This is a genomic window from Sphaerisporangium sp. B11E5 (assembly GCF_039871875.1).
In the GTDB taxonomy this organism is placed as follows: domain Bacteria; phylum Actinomycetota; class Actinomycetes; order Streptosporangiales; family Streptosporangiaceae; genus Sphaerisporangium.
Map to the genome: position 1 here is coordinate 24,228 of NZ_JBDPMD010000067.1, position 16,467 is coordinate 40,694.

11 protein-coding genes are annotated in these 16,467 nt (G+C 72.9%); 1 reads left to right on the forward strand and 10 read right to left on the reverse strand.

The window, feature by feature from the left end; translation table 11 throughout:
* Positions 1–161: 161 nt before the first annotated feature.
* Entirely contained in the window at positions 162–3,224 is a 3,063-nt protein-coding gene (locus ABGB17_RS35750; RefSeq protein WP_347638213.1) for a BTAD domain-containing putative transcriptional regulator, read from the reverse strand.
* A 364-nt stretch (positions 3,225–3,588) separates the two neighbouring features.
* Between ABGB17_RS35750 and ABGB17_RS35755 the strand changes: the two genes are divergently transcribed.
* Positions 3,589–4,068, forward strand: coding sequence for a hypothetical protein (locus ABGB17_RS35755; RefSeq protein ID WP_347638215.1), 480 nt, complete (start codon positions 3,589–3,591; stop codon positions 4,066–4,068).
* Between the two features lie 179 nt (positions 4,069–4,247).
* Here the strand turns inward: ABGB17_RS35755 and ABGB17_RS35760 are convergent, their stop codons facing one another.
* The 9 genes from ABGB17_RS35760 to ABGB17_RS35800 form a co-directional block, all read right to left on the reverse strand.
* Positions 4,248–4,892 carry a GNAT family protein gene (locus tag ABGB17_RS35760; RefSeq protein WP_347638217.1) on the reverse strand — a complete coding sequence of 215 codons (645 nt, stop codon included), beginning with the start codon at positions 4,890–4,892 and terminating at the stop codon, positions 4,248–4,250.
* Between the two features lie 209 nt (positions 4,893–5,101).
* Entirely contained in the window at positions 5,102–5,488 is a 387-nt protein-coding gene (locus ABGB17_RS35765; protein ID WP_347638219.1) for an SCO5389 family protein, read from the reverse strand.
* A gap of 108 nt (positions 5,489–5,596) precedes the next feature.
* A complete protein-coding gene (locus ABGB17_RS35770; protein ID WP_347638221.1) occupies positions 5,597–6,550 on the reverse strand; it encodes an ATP-binding protein in 954 nt (317 codons plus the stop codon).
* Positions 6,551–6,713: 163 nt separating this feature from the next.
* The gene (locus ABGB17_RS35775) at positions 6,714–8,189 is read right to left on the reverse strand and encodes a serine/threonine-protein kinase (RefSeq protein ID WP_347638223.1); all 1,476 of its coding nucleotides are present in this window, start codon (positions 8,187–8,189) and stop codon (positions 6,714–6,716) included.
* 142 nt (positions 8,190–8,331) lie between these two features.
* A complete protein-coding gene (locus ABGB17_RS35780; RefSeq protein ID WP_347638225.1) occupies positions 8,332–10,635 on the reverse strand; it encodes a glycoside hydrolase family 95 protein in 2,304 nt (767 codons plus the stop codon).
* Positions 10,636–10,729: 94 nt separating this feature from the next.
* On the reverse strand, positions 10,730–11,905 hold the full coding sequence (locus tag ABGB17_RS35785) for a cytochrome P450 (RefSeq protein ID WP_347638227.1): 1,176 nt from the start codon (positions 11,903–11,905) through the stop codon (positions 10,730–10,732).
* A gap of 123 nt (positions 11,906–12,028) precedes the next feature.
* A complete protein-coding gene (locus tag ABGB17_RS35790) occupies positions 12,029–12,955 on the reverse strand; it encodes an NAD-dependent epimerase/dehydratase family protein (protein WP_347638229.1) in 927 nt (308 codons plus the stop codon).
* Positions 12,952–14,913 (reverse strand): AMP-binding protein, encoded by a 1,962-nt coding sequence (locus ABGB17_RS35795; RefSeq protein ID WP_347638231.1) that lies wholly within the window; start codon positions 14,911–14,913, stop codon positions 12,952–12,954. The genes ABGB17_RS35790 and ABGB17_RS35795 overlap by 4 nt, the downstream gene beginning before the upstream one ends.
* Entirely contained in the window at positions 14,903–16,315 is a 1,413-nt protein-coding gene (locus ABGB17_RS35800) for a cytochrome P450 (protein ID WP_347638233.1), read from the reverse strand. The genes ABGB17_RS35795 and ABGB17_RS35800 overlap by 11 nt, the downstream gene beginning before the upstream one ends.
* Positions 16,316–16,467 lie beyond the last annotated feature (152 nt).

Below are 16,467 nucleotides of genomic sequence, written 5' to 3' on the forward strand. Positions count from 1 at the left end.
CCTTCCGGTAGGCACCGGGCCCCCTGGCGCCCCGCGGCGGCGGACGGCCGGCCGGGCACCCGCCGGACCCCGGGGACACAGAAGGACGAGGTGAGCCATAGATGATCAACCATGTGTGGATGACGCGCATGGACGACGAGCCCGGCTGGGACGTCCAGCGCCTAATCGCTGACCTGGTCCATCTTCAGCAGAGCGCGAAGGTCGGCGGCTTCGGGGGATCCCAGTCGCGTGAAGATCTCCAGGGCCCGTCGCAGGCAGTCGCCGCTGCGCCGGACGCTGCCCGTGCCGGCGAGGGCACGGCCTAACACCGTCAGCGACAGCGCCTCGCCGTACGGGTGGCCGATCTCCCTGCTCAGCGTGAGCGCCTGCTCCGCGTGACGCACCGCGTCCCGGTACCGCTCCGCCGCGATGAACGTCTCGGCGAGCCGGCAGCACACCCGCTGCTCCCACACCTTCTGCCCGCCGGCCCGGAAGAAGTCGAGGCATTCGGCGTGGTGCACCACGGCCTCGGTGAGCCGCCCGACACGGGTGAGCACGATGCCGAGGTGGTAGCGGGCCCGCGCCATGCCGGCGCCGCTGCCCAGCTCACTGAAGATCGCGAGGCCGCGCTCCGCGGCGGCGATGGCGGCGTCCGGGTCGCCGAGCGCCAGGTGGTCGCGGGCCGAGTAACTGGCCACCAGCGCCTCACCGGCCGCCGCCCCGATCTCCTTGTACGCACGCAGCGCCGCCTCGAACCAGGTCAGCGCCTCCTCGTGCCGCCGTGCCCGGCCGGACACCACGGCGAGCCCGTTGAGGATCTCGCCGGTGACGATGCGGTCGCCGGTGGCCGTCGCGAGCTCCAGGGCGGCCTGGAACTGCTCCGCGGCGTCGGCGAGGCGGTTGGCGCCGAACAGCACCCGCCCGAGGACGTACCGGCAGCGCAGCTCGCTCGCGCGGTCCCCGATGCGCTCCGCGGCGGCGAGCACGGCGCCGGTGCGCGCGGCGAACTCCCGGACGTACGCCCCCGACTCCAGCAGCGGCTCCATGGCGAGCAGCAGGTCGGCGGCGGGCAGCAGCGCGTCGGGCGCCGGTACGAACTCGGCGGTCTGGCCGATGGCGGCGAACAGCGTCTCGGCCTCCACCGTGAGCCACGCGATGGCCTCGGCCGCGCCGGAGAAGCTCCGGCCGGTGCCGGGGACGGCCACCAGGTGGTCGGCGATGACGCTGCCCTCGTACGCGAGGCGGTGCGCCGCCTGCGCGGACGCGAGGTAGAACCCGAGGAGCCTGCGCAGCGCGAGCGCGCCCGCGGCGGGGTCCTCGGTGATCTCGGCCTGGCGGCGGGCGAACAGCTTCAGCAGGTCGTGGAAGCGGTACCGGCCCGGTGCGGGGGCCTCCAGCAGGCTGACGTCGACCAGGGACTCCAGCATGTCCTCGGCCTCCATCGGGCTCAGGGTGAGCACGCCCGCGGCGGCCTGCAGCGAGATGTCCGGCCCGTTCGGCAGGGACAGCAGCCGGAACGCGCGGGCCTGGCCGGGGTCGAGCTGGCCGTACCCGAGCGCGAAGGTGGCGTTCACGGCGAGGTGGCCGATGCGCATCTCGTCGAGACGGCGGCGCTCGTCGGTGAGCCGCGGCACGAGCGAGGCGACCGTCCACGCCGGGCGGGCGGCGAGCCGGGCGGCCACGATGCGCACGGCCAGCGGCAGGAAACCGCAGATCGCGACGACGTCCATGGCGGCGGCGCGCTCCACCGCGACCCGCTCGGGCCCCGCGACCGCGGAGAACAGGCCGAGCGCCTCCTCGGGCTCCATGACCTCCAGGTCGAGCAGGCGGGCCGAGGGCAGGTCGGCGAGCTTGACGCGGCTGGTGATGAGGGCGGCGCAGCCCGCGGTGCCGGGCAGCAGGTGCTCCACCTGCGCGGTGTCCCGGGCGTTGTCCAGCAGCACGAGCATGGAACGGTCGGCGAGCAGTGAGCGGAACAGCGCGGCGCGCTCGGCGAGGCCGTCGGGGATGACGTCCACCGGGAGGCCGAGCGCGCGCAGGAACGCGGCGAGCACCGACTCGGGCGCGGTGGGCTCCTCGGTGTAGCCGCGCAGGTCGGCGTAGAGCTGGCCGTCGGGGAACACCTCGTGCACCGAGTGGGCGACGTGCACGGCGAGCGCGGTCTTGCCCACGCCGCCTATGCCGGACACCGCGACGACCGGCACGCCTTCGCTGCCGGTGGCGCTGGTCAGCAGGGTGCGCAGCCGGTTGACGGCCTCCTTGCGGCCGGTGAAGTCGCTCACGGCGGCCGGGAGCTGGGCCGGGCGCGGCAGCTCCTGCACCGGCTCGTCATCGCCCTCGGCCCCCGCGGCGGCCGTGTCGCGCGCCGGGACGGCCGGACGGGCGGAGGTGCGCGGGCGCTCGGGGGTGTCGTCCTTGTCGGCGGTGTGCGCGGCGCGGGGCGGCGCGAGTGCGGTCCAGGCGAGCCCCGGGTCGGCGGACAGGACACGCTGGTGCAACGCGGCGAGCTCGTGACCGGGGTCGATGCCGAGCTCCTCGACCAGAGCCCTCCGGGTGTCGGAGAACACCGCGAGCGCGTCGGCCTGCCGGCCGCAGCGGTAGTAGGCCAGCATGAGCTGGCCGCGCAGGCGCTCGCGCAGCGGGTGCTCGGCGGTGAGGGCGATCAGCTCGGGGATGACGTCGGCGTGCCGCCCGAGGTTGAGGTCCAGCTCCATCAGCGTCTCGACCACGCCGATGCGCCGCTCGACGAGCCGGCCGCGCTGGTTGTCGATGTACGGCCCGACCGCGCCGGCCAGCGGCTCGCCCCTCCACAGCGTGAGCGCCTCGCGGAGGGTCTCGGCCGCGCCCGCGTGGTCGCCCGCACGGCGCTCGGCCTCGGCGGTGGCGACGCGGCGCTCGAAGACCCCGAGGTCGAACACGTCAGGCGGCAGGCGCAGGGCGTAGCCGCGGCCGACGGAGGTGAGCAGCTCGGGACGGGTGCGGGGGGAGCGGCCCGGCTCCAGCACGGCGCGCAGCCGGGAGACGTACGTGCGCAGCGCGCCGAGCGCCCGCGGCGGGGCGTCCTGGCCCCACACCGCGTCGATCATCTCGAGCGGGGTGACGGCGCGGCCCTCACGCAGCAGCAACATGGCGAGGATGGAGCGTTGCAGCGGGGTGCCGAGCTCGAGTTCGAGGCCGTCCCGCCACGCCTGTACGGGACCGAGCACGGCGAACCTCAGGCCAGCCTCGCCGTCTTGACCAGCCATAGCTCGTGTTCTCCACCCTGAAAAACCTTGTTTGCGAGATGAAATAATAGATCCCCGGCAGCATTCTCCCTATGCACGGGCCGTCTCGTTAATCCGCGCGTTGATTTCACGTCAACTTCCCGTTGAACTTCGCCGCCCATGCTGGGAGCACGGTCGAGCGCGACCCCGGCGCGGGGGCGGCCGCGCGAGGCCGCCGGCCACCACGCCGGGCTCGCCGGGAACGGGCCCGGCGGGCCGGCGCAAGCACCCTGCAGGCGCGCATAAGGCCGTTGTAAGTGCCTTGCAGGCGGTTGGTTCTATCACTGAGTCAGCAAAGCCCCGGGGGGTGAAAGACACCGGGGGCCCTCATCTCAGGAGAACCGCAATGAACCGCTCGATCCGCAACATTCTCGGTCTCGCCGCCGCCTCCGCGATCATCGCGGTGGGTGTCCCCGCCGTCGCCTCCTCCGCCTCCGCGGCCACCGCTCCGGCGAGCGCCGGCAGCTTTGAGTTCGAGGACGACTGGGGCTATTACTACAGCAAGTGGTACGACCACTCCCGCGCCAAGGCCAAGGGGCACGTCTGGGAGGGCCACGACGGTCGCATCCACGTCTCCGGCAAGGTCTACGACAAGTTCTCGCCGTGGTGGCTGTGCGGCTACGCGCAGGTCAAGTTCGAGAACGAGGACGGCGACGAGTCGACCTACTGGGCGAAGAAGTGCGGGTCCAGCGGCTACCGGTCGTTCCACTTCGCCGAGCACGACGTCGACAGCGTGCAGGTCCGGGTCTGCTACTGGAACGAGCACCAGGACAAGAAGAAGTACTGCGGCCGGTGGGACTACGTGTTCGAGGCTGACGAGCTGTAAGCGAGGTGCGGCCACGCACCTGCGGGGGTCCAGGTCACCGATGGGGGACGAACCGGGGTAACCGGGGGCACGTCGGGGGCACGGGGGACGCCGCGGGGGACGACAAGGCCCGCCCGGACGCTGAGGGGGCGACCGGGCGGGCCGTGCCGTTCCAGGGGTTCATCGATGGGACGGGGGGATCACGCCGCTTCCACGAGGCCGAGCCTCGCGTGCATCCGTTCTCGGACCGCCGGCCATTCGGAATCCAGGATCGAGTAGTACGCGGTATCTCGGACCGTGTCGTCGGCGCCTCGGCTGTCCGCCCGCCGCACACCGTCAAGGTGCGCGCCGAGGGCTTCGATGGCGGCCCGGGATCGCTTGTTGCGTACGTCGGCCTTCAGGGTGACGCGGTGGACCTGCCAGGTCTCGAAGGCGAGCGAGAGCATGAGGTACTTGCTCTCACGGTTCACGCTGGTGCCCTGGGCGGACGCGCCCAGCCAGGTGTAACCGATGTCGGCCACGGACGGGACCTCTCCCACCGTGCCGCGTGTCCCGGGAGGCCACGGCAGGGGGCCCTGCCAGTACTCCAGGTTCATGAGGCGGGTGGATCCGACCACGCGGTCGGTGTGCAGCCACCTGATGGCGAAGGGCAAGGTGCGTCCCTCCGCCTGCTCAGCCAGAGCGGCCCCGATGTACGAGGCCATCTCCTCCCGGCCTGCGGGAACCCGAGTGAAGGCATAGGTGGAGCGGTCTTCACTCGCCGCGGCGACAAGATCGTCCAGCGCCGCGAGGCTGAGCGGTTCCAGGCGCACGGAGCGCCCGGACAGGGTGACAAAAGCGGGCATGAGCAAATGATGGGGGGTAGGTCATTGAATCTGCGCCAAATGTGGTGCGACATCTTGGTGAGCGCTGGGGAACGCGGCGGCCCGCAGGGAGAAACCGCAGGTCAGAGCCATGATTTTTGCTCACAACCGCGAAAGGCGCAAGGTAAAGCTTCGGCAACCCCGCCACCGGGCCCGGGCGCGGGCCGGGCCCGGCGGCGAGGCCGGCCGTCCTAGCAGTCGACCAGGTCAGGCCGCTGGTTGAGGATCTGGGCGCGGGCGGTGACGAACTCCGCGAGCGCCTTCTCCGCCGTCGGGTCGAACACGGCGACGCGGTGGCAGTTCTGGAAGGCGAGCCGGACGCCGAAGTGGCTCTCCAGCGCGCCGCGCATCGCGTCGCTGGCGAGGCAGCGCAGCAACTGGCCGCGTGCCGCCTCGTCCGGTGGCGGCGTCAGGTTGTCCGCGAACTCGGCCCCGCTCTCCTCTCGCTGCCGGACCAGGCCGGTGATCAGCGACCAGGCGTACGGAAGGGAGTCGCGGACGCAGGCCACGAACGCCGCGTCATCGACGTCGCCCGCACGCGCCTGGTCGAGGAGCTCGTTGGGAACGGTCAGCGACATGCTTGGTTCTCCTCTCGCAAGGGGACGGACCCGACGGTAGACGGCGCGCCGGGCTGCTCCATGTGGCGTGGGGGCGACAATCATGACTGAGGCCCCCGTGCGCCGGTCTCACGCGACGACGGCGGGGCGCTCGCCGTAGACGAACTCTGGGTCGATCTGGCGCAGAAGGTCCTCGCCGGTGGCGCGGTTGGCCCACGCCCTGGCGTTGCGCGTGTGGAACTCGGCGGTCTGGCGGCCGAACTTCGCCCAGTCCTTCTCCTGCACGCGCACCCGGGCCAGCAGCACCGACAGCGCTTCACGGTTGGCGGGCTCCAGGGCGTCGAGGGCGAACCCGCGGCCCTGCTCCATGGCCCGCACCGCCGGGGAGTGCTCCATGCAGACGAGCAGGTCGCCGCCGACGTGCTCGCGCAGGAACGCGACGTCGGCCGGGGAGTGCACCTTGTTGCCGACGACCGCGATGGGCACGTCGAAGTCGCGGGCGTGGTCGCGGTACTGGCGGTACACGCTCACGCCCTGGCGGGTGGGCTCGGCGACCAGGAAGGTCATGTCGAACCGGGTGAACAGCCCCGAGGCGAACGAGTCGCCTCCCGCGGTCATGTCCACCACGACGTATTCGTCCGGCCCGTCCACCAGGTGGTTCAGGAAGAGCTCGACCGCGCCGACCTTGGAGTGGTAGCACGCGACGCCGAGGTCGTCCTCACCGAAGGGGCCGGTGACCATGAGGCGCATGCCCTCGACGGGGACGGAGTGCCGGCCGGAGAAGTAGGGGTCGTCCAGTGTGACCAGCCGCGAGCCCCGGCCCGGCGGGGTGGTCTTCACCATGGCCGCGGCCGAGGTGATGCGGGGGTTGTCGCCCCGCAGGTATTCCTTGATCTCGGGCAGGTGGGCGCCGAGCGGCTCGGGCAGGTCTCCCGGCGCGAGACCCAGCACCATGCCGAGGTGCTGGTTGATGTCGGCGTCGATGACCACCACCGGGTCGCCCTGGCGTGCGGTGTGCCTGGCGAAGAGGGACGACAGGGTGGTCTTGCCGCTGCCGCCCTTGCCGACGAAGGCAACTCTCATGAAGCCGATCCAATCTGATAACGAAAACCATTGCAAGTACTGTGGACAGCATCATGCCACGGCGGCAGGGGGTCCTCGCGGGAGAACGGCGATTTTTACCCAGGTCAGCCCAGGGATCGGCACGGCACGAAACGGCCGGTGCCGTGCGGCCCGCGCGGGCGGGTCAGGCCGGGGTCTGGGGCGGGTGGTAGTACTTGAAGATCGCCTTCATGGTGGGGGTGAGGTGGCGCCATTCGGAGCGGGTGGTGGTCCAGGTGATGACGCTCGCGCGGGCGCCGGTCACGACCAGGCGCTGGACCTCGTGGTAGGCGACGCCCTTGACGGCCCAACTGCGGTAGCCGGGACCGGTCCAGGTGCTCTCCCACTCGGCGGTGAGGTCGTTCCTGCCGCGCACCTTCTCCAGGCGGACGCGGCGGTACTCGCGGACCTCCGACGACAGCGACCTTTCGGTCTCGCGCAGCAGCGCCATCGGGTCCCGGCCGGCGAGGTCGACGACCGAGACGCTGAGGTAGGCGGTGCCGGCGGGCTCGGACCAGGTGAAGGTGCCGTCCCGGGTGACCAGCCGCCATCCGCGCGGCACCCCGGCACGCCAGCCTTCCCCATCGTGCCACTTCAGCTTCAGCCGGTTCACGGCCGGCGACGGCGTGGGGAACGCGGTGGCGAGCGGTGCGGCGGTGCCCGGCGGGACGGTGGGGGCCGGGCGGGCGGTCGCCGCGGCGTCGGGGCGCAGCACGGCCAAGCCGCCGATGGCGCCGGCGAGCACCGCTGCCACCACCACCACGGCCAGCAGCCTGGCGCGCCCGCCGCGCTCCGGCGGCGCGGGCCGCGGCTCGGGGGACGCGACGGCATCCAGCAGCCGCTTGGCCTCGTCGGCGCCCATCCGCTTGACCGGGTCCTTGGCCAGCAGGCCGGTGAGCACGGGACGCAGCTCGGCGGGGGCCTTGGCCAGTTCGGCGTCCTGGGTGAGGAGCTTGGCGAGCGGCCCCATGTCGCCGTCGAACGGCGGCCGGCACACCACCATCGCGAACAGCGTGGCGCCGAGTGACCACAGGTCCCCGGCGGGGGTGGCGGGTGCCCCCATGATGCGCTCGGGCGCGAGGAAGCCGGGGGAGCCGACGGTGCCGCTGCGCTGCGCGTGCGGATCGCTGAGGGTGGTGGCGATGCCGAAGTCGCTGAGCACCACGCGGCCGTCGTACCCGATGAGGATGTTGGCCGGTTTCACGTCCCGGTGCACGACGTCCGATGCGTGCGCCACCGAGAGCGCGGTGAGCACCTGGGAGGCGATGGTGGCGGCCCGGGGCACCGACAGCGGGCCCTCGCTCGCGATGACCCGGTCGAGCGAGCGGGACGGGACCATCTCCATGATGATCCACGGATGGCCGTCCTCCTCGGCCACGTCGAAGACGCCGACGATGTTGCGGTGGTTGAGCTTGGCGGCCGTGCGCGCCTCACGCGAGGTGCGGTGGATCATGTCGAGACGCTGCCGGGAGCCGATGCCCGGCGGGACCAGCACCTCCTTGGCCGCGACCGGCCGGTCGAGAAGCGTGTCGTGCCCTTCCCAGACCATGCCCATGCCGCCCTGACCCAGTGCTCGCACCAGCCGGTACCGCTTGACGATCAGTTGGCCTGGAGTGCCCATCCAAAATGCCCCTTCGCAGGCTTAGCGAAGATATGCAGCAGATCGGAAGTCTCCCATAATCGCCTCGTCAGTGCGCTCCAACCGCACAGGCACGTTTACCTACCGCGAACACGCTTCGCGTTTCTCCGGGACGGGCTTCTGTTCAGACGGGGACGAGCACATACATGCGTCCCGCCGCCGCCTCGAACACGGCGGTGTCGTCGTCGCACCGCACCGACGGGGACGGCCCGCTGCGCGCCTCGACGCGGCAGCCGCCGAGGAACGCCACGTTGCGCACCCGGATCTCGGCCCCCCGGCCCGGGGTGATCCGCGCCTCGGTCAGCGCGCCGTCCCGCCAGGTGGCGCCGACCGTGTGCCCGCCCCGGGCGCGCAGCCCGTCGAACGAGCCGTGCGGCCACGCGGCCGGCAGCGCGGGCAGTACGTCGACCACCCCGCAGTGGCTCTGCAGCAGCATCTCGGCGATACCCGCGGTGGCGCCGAGGTTGCCGTCGATCTGGAACGGCGGGTGGGTGCTCCACAGGTTGGGCAGCGTGGACTCGCGCAACTGCCCGGCGAGCAGACGGTGCGCGCGGTCGCCGTCCAGCAGTCGCGCCCACAGGTTGACCTTCCAGGCACGGCTCCAGCCGGGTCCGTCGTCGCCCCGCTGCTCCAGCGTGACCCGGGCGGCCTCGCCGAGCCGGGTGAACGGCCGGATCCGCCGGCCCGGGTGCAGCGCGAACAGGTGGGACACGTGGCGGTGGGTGTCGCGCGGGTCGTCCAGGTCGTCGTGCCACTCCTGGAGTTGCCCGGACGCGCCGACGCGCAGGCCCTCGTCCAGCGCGCCGAGGGCGCGCAGCGTGCGGTACCCGGGGTCGAGCCCGAGCAGCTCCGCCGCCTCCACCGTGTTGGCCAGCAGGTCCCACACGATCTGCTGGGACGCGGCGGCGCCCGCGGTGAACGGCCCGTGCTCGGGCGAGTGGCTCGGCGACACGACCAGGCAGCCGTCCCGCTCGGTCAGCGTGTCCAGCCAGAAGTCCGCCGTCTCGCGCAGCAGCGGGTGGGCGCGGTCGCGCAGGAAGGCCTCGTCCCCGCCGAACAGGTAGTGCTCGTAGACGTGCTGGGCCAGCCAGGCCGCCGCCTCGGGGAACCAGAAGGACGTCGGCCAGTCGTGCACGCCGGTGAAGCCGAACGGGTTGGTGTTCTGGTGCACCACCCACCCCGAGGCGCCGAACATCGTCGCGGCGGTGCGGCGGCCCGGCGGGCGCAGCGCCTCGACGAACCGCACCAGCGGCTCGGCGCACTCGGGCAGCGCGGTGACCTCGGCGGGCCAGTAGTTCATCTGCACGTTGACGTTGGTGTGCCAGTCGCAGCCCCACGGCGGGGTGGCGCTGTCGTTCCAGATTCCCTGCAGGTTGGCGGGCAGCGGCGAGTCCGCGCGGGACGCGGCGAGGAGCAGATAGCGGCCGTAGGCGAACAGCAGCTCCTCGAGGGCCCTGTCCCCCGGCCCGCCCGCGCCGTACGCGGCGACGGCGCGGTCGGTGGGCAGGGGCGGGACGCCGGCGCCGCCGAGGTCCAGCCGCACCCGGCCGAACAGGCGGCGGTGGTCGGCGACGTGCTCGGCGCGCAGGTCCTCGTAGCCGGACGCGCTCGCCCGGCCGACCAGCTCGGTGACCCGGTCGTGCGGGTCGGCGCCCCGGTAGGCGGGATAGGCCGGCCCGTAGTCGGTGCCCGCGGACAGCACCAGTGTCACGGCGTCCGCGCCGCGCACCTCCACCGCGCCGTCCAGGTCGGCACGACGGCCCCTCACCGCGAGCACCTGCACCTGGCCCTCGTACACCAGGCCGTTGTCGTCCAGCGCCCCCCGGAAGGTCAGCCGCCCGTTCCGCGCGGTGCCGGACCGCGACGTCCGCACCGTGACGCCCACCCGGCCGGGACGGTCGGCCGCCAGCCGGACGACGACCACCCCCGCGGGGTTGCTGGCGAAGTGCTCACGGGTGAAACGCACCCCGTCCGCGGTGTACTCCACGGTGGCGATCGCGGTGGACAGGTCGAGCGCCCGGCGGTAGCCCGAGACCTCCCCGGGGACGTCCACGGACAGCAGCAGGTCGCCGAGCGGCTGGTAGGTGCCGAAACCGGGGACGTGGCCGTCCTGGGTGCCGGGGTTGCCGAGCAGGCGGACCGCCTCCTGCGGCTCCAGCCGCCCGTCCTCGGCGATGCGCCGCCTGGCCTCGGCGAGGGCGTCCGGCCGGGGCGCGGGCCAGTCGCCGCCGCGGTACGCGCCCCCGGTCTCCGCCGAGCCGGGGCCACCCGTCCACAGGGTGCTCTCGTTGAGGGCCAGACGCTCCTCGCCGAGCCTGCCGAAGACCATCGCCCCGAGCCCGCCGTTGCCGATCGGCAAGGCCCACCGTTCCCACGCGCCGTGTTCGTCCGGTGCGTCCGCGGGACGGTCGTACCACAGGGTCAGCATCTCTCCCCGCTCAGACTGATGATCGAACCAGATCCTAACGGGGTGAATCAGACTGAGTGATGAAATGGAGTAAGTGTGTAAGGCGAGGGTCTCGTCACCAAGTCACCGGCAATTCGGTGAAGCCGCCGGTCAGCCGTCCGGTCCTGCGGGGCAGCGCCTCCACCGGGGTCGCGAGTTCCAGGGTGGGGAACCGCCGCGGCAGCGTGCCGAACGCCGCGCGCAGCTCGACGCGGGCGAGGTTCGCGCCGACGCAGTAGTAGTGGGCGTACCCGAAGGCGATGTGCGGGTCGGCCGGCTCCCGCGCGGAGTCGAACTCGTCCGGCCGGTCGAAGACCCGTTCGTCCCGGTTCGCGGCCGTCGTGCTGATCAGCACGGCGTCGCCGCGCCGGATCGTCACCCCGCCGAACTCCATGTCCTCCTTGGCGTACCGCACCAGCCCGTGGTCGGACGGCGCCGCCACCCGCAGGATCTCCTCCACCGCCGCTGGGGCGCGGGAGGGGTCGGCGGCCAGCGCGTCCCACTGGGGGCGGTCGCCGAGCAGGAGGAGCACGCCGAAGTCGATGCGGTTGACCGTGGTCTCGTGCCCGGCGAACAGCAGGGCCGCGCCGAGCGTCGCGGCCTGCTCGCGGGTCGCGTCCATGGTGGCGAGGTCGGAGAACACGTCCTCGGCGGGGTGCTCACGTTTCCTCTCCAGCAGGGTGCCGATGTAGGCGGTGAGCTCGTCCTTGGCGGCGGCCGCCGCGGCCGGGTCCAGCACGTCGGTCATGCCGTCGGCCAGCGACTTGAACAGGTCGCGGTCCTGGTACGGCACGCCGAGCAGTTCGCAGATCACCATCGCGGGCAGCGGGAAGGAGAAGTGGGCGTGCAGGTCCACCGGCGGCGTCTTGCCGCCCATCTCGTCCAGCAACCCGTCCACCAGCTCCTGGACGTGTCCGGCCAGGGCCTGCATGCGGCGCGCGGAGAAGGCGGGGACCACCAGCTTGCGCATCTTCTCGTGGTCGCTGCGTTCGGTCGCGAAGTCCCCGGTGGGGCCGCCGAGCAGCACCGAGCCCGAGACGCGCGCCGCGCTCTCCGGCGCCGGGTGCGAACGGCCGAGGCGGGGATCGGCGAGCAGGGTGCGCACCTCCTCGTACCCGGTGACGAGCCAGGCCTCGTCCCCGGCCTGGGTGCGGACGCGGGTGACGGGGCCGGTGGCGCGCAGTTCGCGGTACTCCTCCGGCACGTGGAGCGGGTGGCGGCGGGGGAACGGGAGCTGAGGAAGATCGGACACGGCGCGTGCCCCTTCTCTCGTCGGGCTTTCTACGAAGGTCGCACCGCAAGAAGTCGGACGCAACCATGAGGGTCAAGAAATGTCATGACTAATTGTGATGATTAGCCCTTACCGGAACGCGCCTCACCAGTTCGCGGCACCCGCGAAGGACGTCGGGGCCGGGGCGTAGCCGAGCTGTTCCCGTGCCGCGGTGATGTCCAGGGTGCGTTCGACGGCCAGGTGGCTCGCCGCGTAGCGGGTCAACGTGGGCGGGTCCGGGCGGCGCAGCACGCGGAACGCGGCCTCGGCCGCCGTGGCGAGCGCCGCGACCGGGGCGGCGGGCAGGTAGCAGGGCCGGGCGTCGATGCCGCGCTCGCGGAGCAGGGCACGCAGGGCGTCGTCCAGGGTCACCGGTTCGGCGTCGGTGACGTTGAACACGCCCGACGCGACCGGGCCGCTCGCCGCGAGCAGGCACGCCCTGGCCAGGTTGCCCCCGGACGTCAGGCTGACGCGCTGCCGTCCGTCGCCCACCGCGAACAGCCGCCGGCCCCGGACGGCGCGCAGCACGCGGGGCAGCAGCACGGTGTCGCCCGGGCCGTACACCGCATGCGGCCGGAGCACCACCGCGGTGCCGGCCAGCACCTCCTCGGCCCGTGCCTTGGAGGCGCCGTACGCGTTGACGTACCGGCGGGCCCGGCACTCGTGTTCCCTGGCCATGACGGTGGGGCGGAACGGGTCGTAGACGCTCGCCGTGCTGACGTGGACGAACCGGGACCGGGGGAACGCCTCGCGCACCGCGCGGGTGCCCTCGACGTTCACCTTGAAGATCTCTGCCGCCGGGCCCCAGTCGGACACGCCGCCCGCGCAGTGGACGACCGCGTCCACCTCCGGGAGATCGTGCGGCGCCGGCCCCGTGACGTCCCACGAGCGGTAGACGCCTTCGGGTGGGGTGCCGCCGAGCGCGCTCGCCGGACGTCGGCCGAAGGCGTGCACCTCCCAGCCCTCGGCCGCCGCGAGCCGCCACACGGTCCCGCCGGCGAAGCCGGACGCGCCGGTCACCGCGATCCTCATCGTGCCACCCGGTCGCGGAGCAGGTCGCGGTCCAGCTTGGCGGAGCGGCCGGTGCGGGGGAAGTCGGGGAGCACGGCGACGCGGCCGGGGAGGGCGGCGGAGTCCACGACGGCCGGCAGGGCCTGGCGCAGCGCGGGCAGGGAGAAACCCTCCTCGGGGACGACGGCCAGCACGACCTCCTCGTCGCCGGTCTCCGGGTCGGGGACGCCGACCAGGGCGGCCTCGGCGACGCCGGGCAGGGCGGCCACCGCGGGCTCGTAGAGGCCGGGGTAGATGTTCACGCCGTCCCTGATGATCATGTCTTTCTTGCGGCCGAGCAGCACCAGGCGTCCCCGGTCGTCCAGGCGGGCAAGGTCGCCGGTCGCCACCTCGGTCATCGGGGCCGCGCCGAGGTACGAGGCGGCCAGATGGGGCCCCGAGACGAACAGCTCGCCGTCCGCGGCGATCCGTGCCCGGACGCCTGGGAGCGGGCGGCCGAGCAGGTCGCCCTCGGTGGCCTCCAGCTTCTCCTCGGCCGAGACGATCGCGATCGGCAGCGCCTCGGTGGTGGCGTAGACGGACAACACCCGGGCGTGCGGCGCCGCCGCACGGGCACGCCGCAGGACGGCGGGCGGCGCGGGCGCCGTGCCGAGCAGCAGGCACCGCAGCGTGCCCGGCAGCGCGGGATCGGCCCGCAGCGCCGCGTCGAGGCGTGCCGGGACGCAGAACGCGTGCGTCGCGCCACGCGCGGCCAGCTCCTCGGCGAGCGGCCCGCCCCCCGGCAGGGACCAGGTGGCCCCCGCCATCAGCGCGGGCAGCCCCAGCATGAGCTGATCGGTGTGCACGACGTCACCCGGCCCCAGCGGCACGGCCTCCTGGAACAGCGCCGCCCCCGCGCCCAGCGACCCGCGGGTGTGCACCACCCCCCGCGGCCGCCCCGTCGTGCCCGACGTGAACGCCACGACGGCAGGCTGCCCCGGGACCTCCCGAGCGGAAGGGAACTCCCCCGGCGGCAGCCGGTGCAGGTGAAGGGCGCCCCGAGGGACACCGGGCAGCCAGGGCCCGGTCGTGATGTGGCGGACAGCCTGACCCGGCACCGGCTCACGCAACCGAGGCAGCGCCAGCCCACGACGCCGGGCGAGCCCCCGCAGAGGCCCGCTGAAGGCATAAGCGATCGAGTCGGCCACCACCCAGCCCGGCCGAACCAGCGCCAGCCGCGCCGCCGCAGCCGCCGGCGTGAGCCCCGGATCCGCGAGCACAAGCATCCCCCCCGCCGCCACCGCCCCCAGCGCCAGCACCACCGCGTCCGGCCCAGGCCGCACCGCGAACAACACCGCGTCCCCTGGACTCAGCCCGCCCCCCGGCGGCACTGAGTTCCCTGGGTGTGCCGGGTCGGATGGGTGTGCCGGGTCGGATGGGTGCGCTGGGTCCGATGGGTGTGACGGCCGCGGCGCTGCTGGGTCCGATGGGTGTGCTGGGTCCGATGGGTGTTCTCGGTCGGAGGGGTGTGCTGGGTCCGATGGGTGTTCTCGGTCGGAGGGGTGTGCTGGGTCGGATGAGTGTGGTGGGTCCGATGAGTGTGGTGGGTCGGATGGGTGGACCGGGTCGCCGAGGTGCGCCGGGTCCATTGGGTGCGCCGGGTCCATTGGGTGGGCCGAGTCTCTATGGCGTACCGAGTCTTGGGCAGGTATCTGGTCCGCTGGGTGCACCGAGTCCCTGAGGTGCACCGGGTCTCCGGGGCGTACCGAGTTCGATGGGTGCACCGGGTCGTTGGGGTGCGTGGCGTCTCGTGGGATCAGCGGTTCTTCCGGGATGACCGCGTTGCCGGGATGCGGCACGTTCATGGCACTTGCGACCGCTCGTACCAGGCGGGCCAGTTCTCCGAAGGTCAGTTCCCGGCCGCGGGGGTCGATCACCGCTCGCCGGTCGGGTTCCCGATCGGCCGCCGCCAGGACCGCTTCCACCACGTCATGGCTCATCCTCGCGTCCCTCCTTCGAGTGTGGGTTCCGGCTCCGGATCCACAGGTGCCGGTACGCGGGCAGCAGCACCCGGCGGGCGGGGCGGCGGGCCACCACCTCGACGTCGTGAGCGAGCAGGAGCTCGGTGACCGCACGGATCTCGGCCAGGGCCAGGGGGTATCCGATGCAGAAGTGCGGTCCCGCGCCGAACCAGAGGCGCCGCAACTCGGGCGGATGCCGGCGCGCCGGGTCGAACGGGCCGTACGCCCGGGTGCAGTTGAGGGTCGCCACGACGATCCGGTCACCGGGCCGCACGGCCACCCGCCCCACCCGGGCCGGCACCGCGACCGACCGCAACATCACCGGGGTGGGTGTGGTGTACCGGAGCGCCTCCTCGATGAGGCGATCCAGATCTCCCCCGCCAAGGATGCCGCCGTAGGGGCGGGCGCCCCCGTGGAACGGGACATCACCTCCGCGCCTGGCGCAGCCGTCGTGCGGCACGCCGCCCTCAGGCAGCGTGCCGGCTCCATGTGCGGTGCCGTCTGCGTGTGGGGTGCCGTCTGTGTGTGGCGTGTCGGCTCCATGTGTGGGGCCGTCTGCGTGTGGGGTGCCGGCTCCACGTGGGGGGTCGGTTGTGTGTGGCGTGTCGCCTTTGTGCGGGGGGAGGGGGTTGGGGTGGGGGGTGTCGTGGAGGAGGGTGGTCAGGCGGGGGATGAAGGACGCTACGGTTTCGGTGCCGGTCAGGAAGAAAGCGGCGGCGGCGCCGCGGGCCTCGGGGGCGGAGAGGCCAAGGGCGCGCATGCGGCCCATGACGGTGGTCTCGTCGCCGGTTTCGTAGGCTGTGGCGGCGATCTTGCCTACGCGGTCGAGTACTTGGCGGGCGACGTGGATCTGGCGGGTGGTCAGGCGGCGGGAGCGTAGTGACACCATGGAGACGACGCGCTCTCCGTCGGCGAACAGTGTGCGGGCGTCGGTGGTGGAGACCTCGCCCATGCCGATGACGCGGCAGATCACGGCGCCGGCCATCAGGCGCATCTCGTCGGCGAGGTCGACCGTCTCCCCGTGCCGGAGCCGGGCGGACAGGTTGCCCAGTGGGGCGGCGAGCACGTCGGCCACCAAAGTCGTCACCGCGTCGGGGGTGAACAGGGGGGCGAGTTTCCTGCGCAGGGCGGTGTGGGCCTCGCCTTCCATGTTGAGCAGGACGGACGGGCCGAGCACCGGGGTCCACAGGTCGCCGGGGGAGCCGGGGCCGTCCTTGCGGAACGTCGCCTGGTCCATGAGGACGGCCCGTGCCGTGGCGGCGTCGTTGACCACCACCCCGACGCCGGGGACCCGCACGGCGGGGCCGAGCCGGGCCACCGCTCGCAGCAGCGGGTAGGCCAGCGGGTGCGCCGCCAGGTGGAGGCGCGTCTCATGATTCACGGGAAACGTCCAGAGGGGACACGGGGGGACGGAAGGAGTCGGAGGGAGACGGAGGGAGACGGGAGAGGGGGACGGAGGGAGACGGAGGGGATGGCGAGACGGGAGAGGGGGACATCCGAGGAGGCGAGGGGAGACACGGGGGCGGGGAGTGG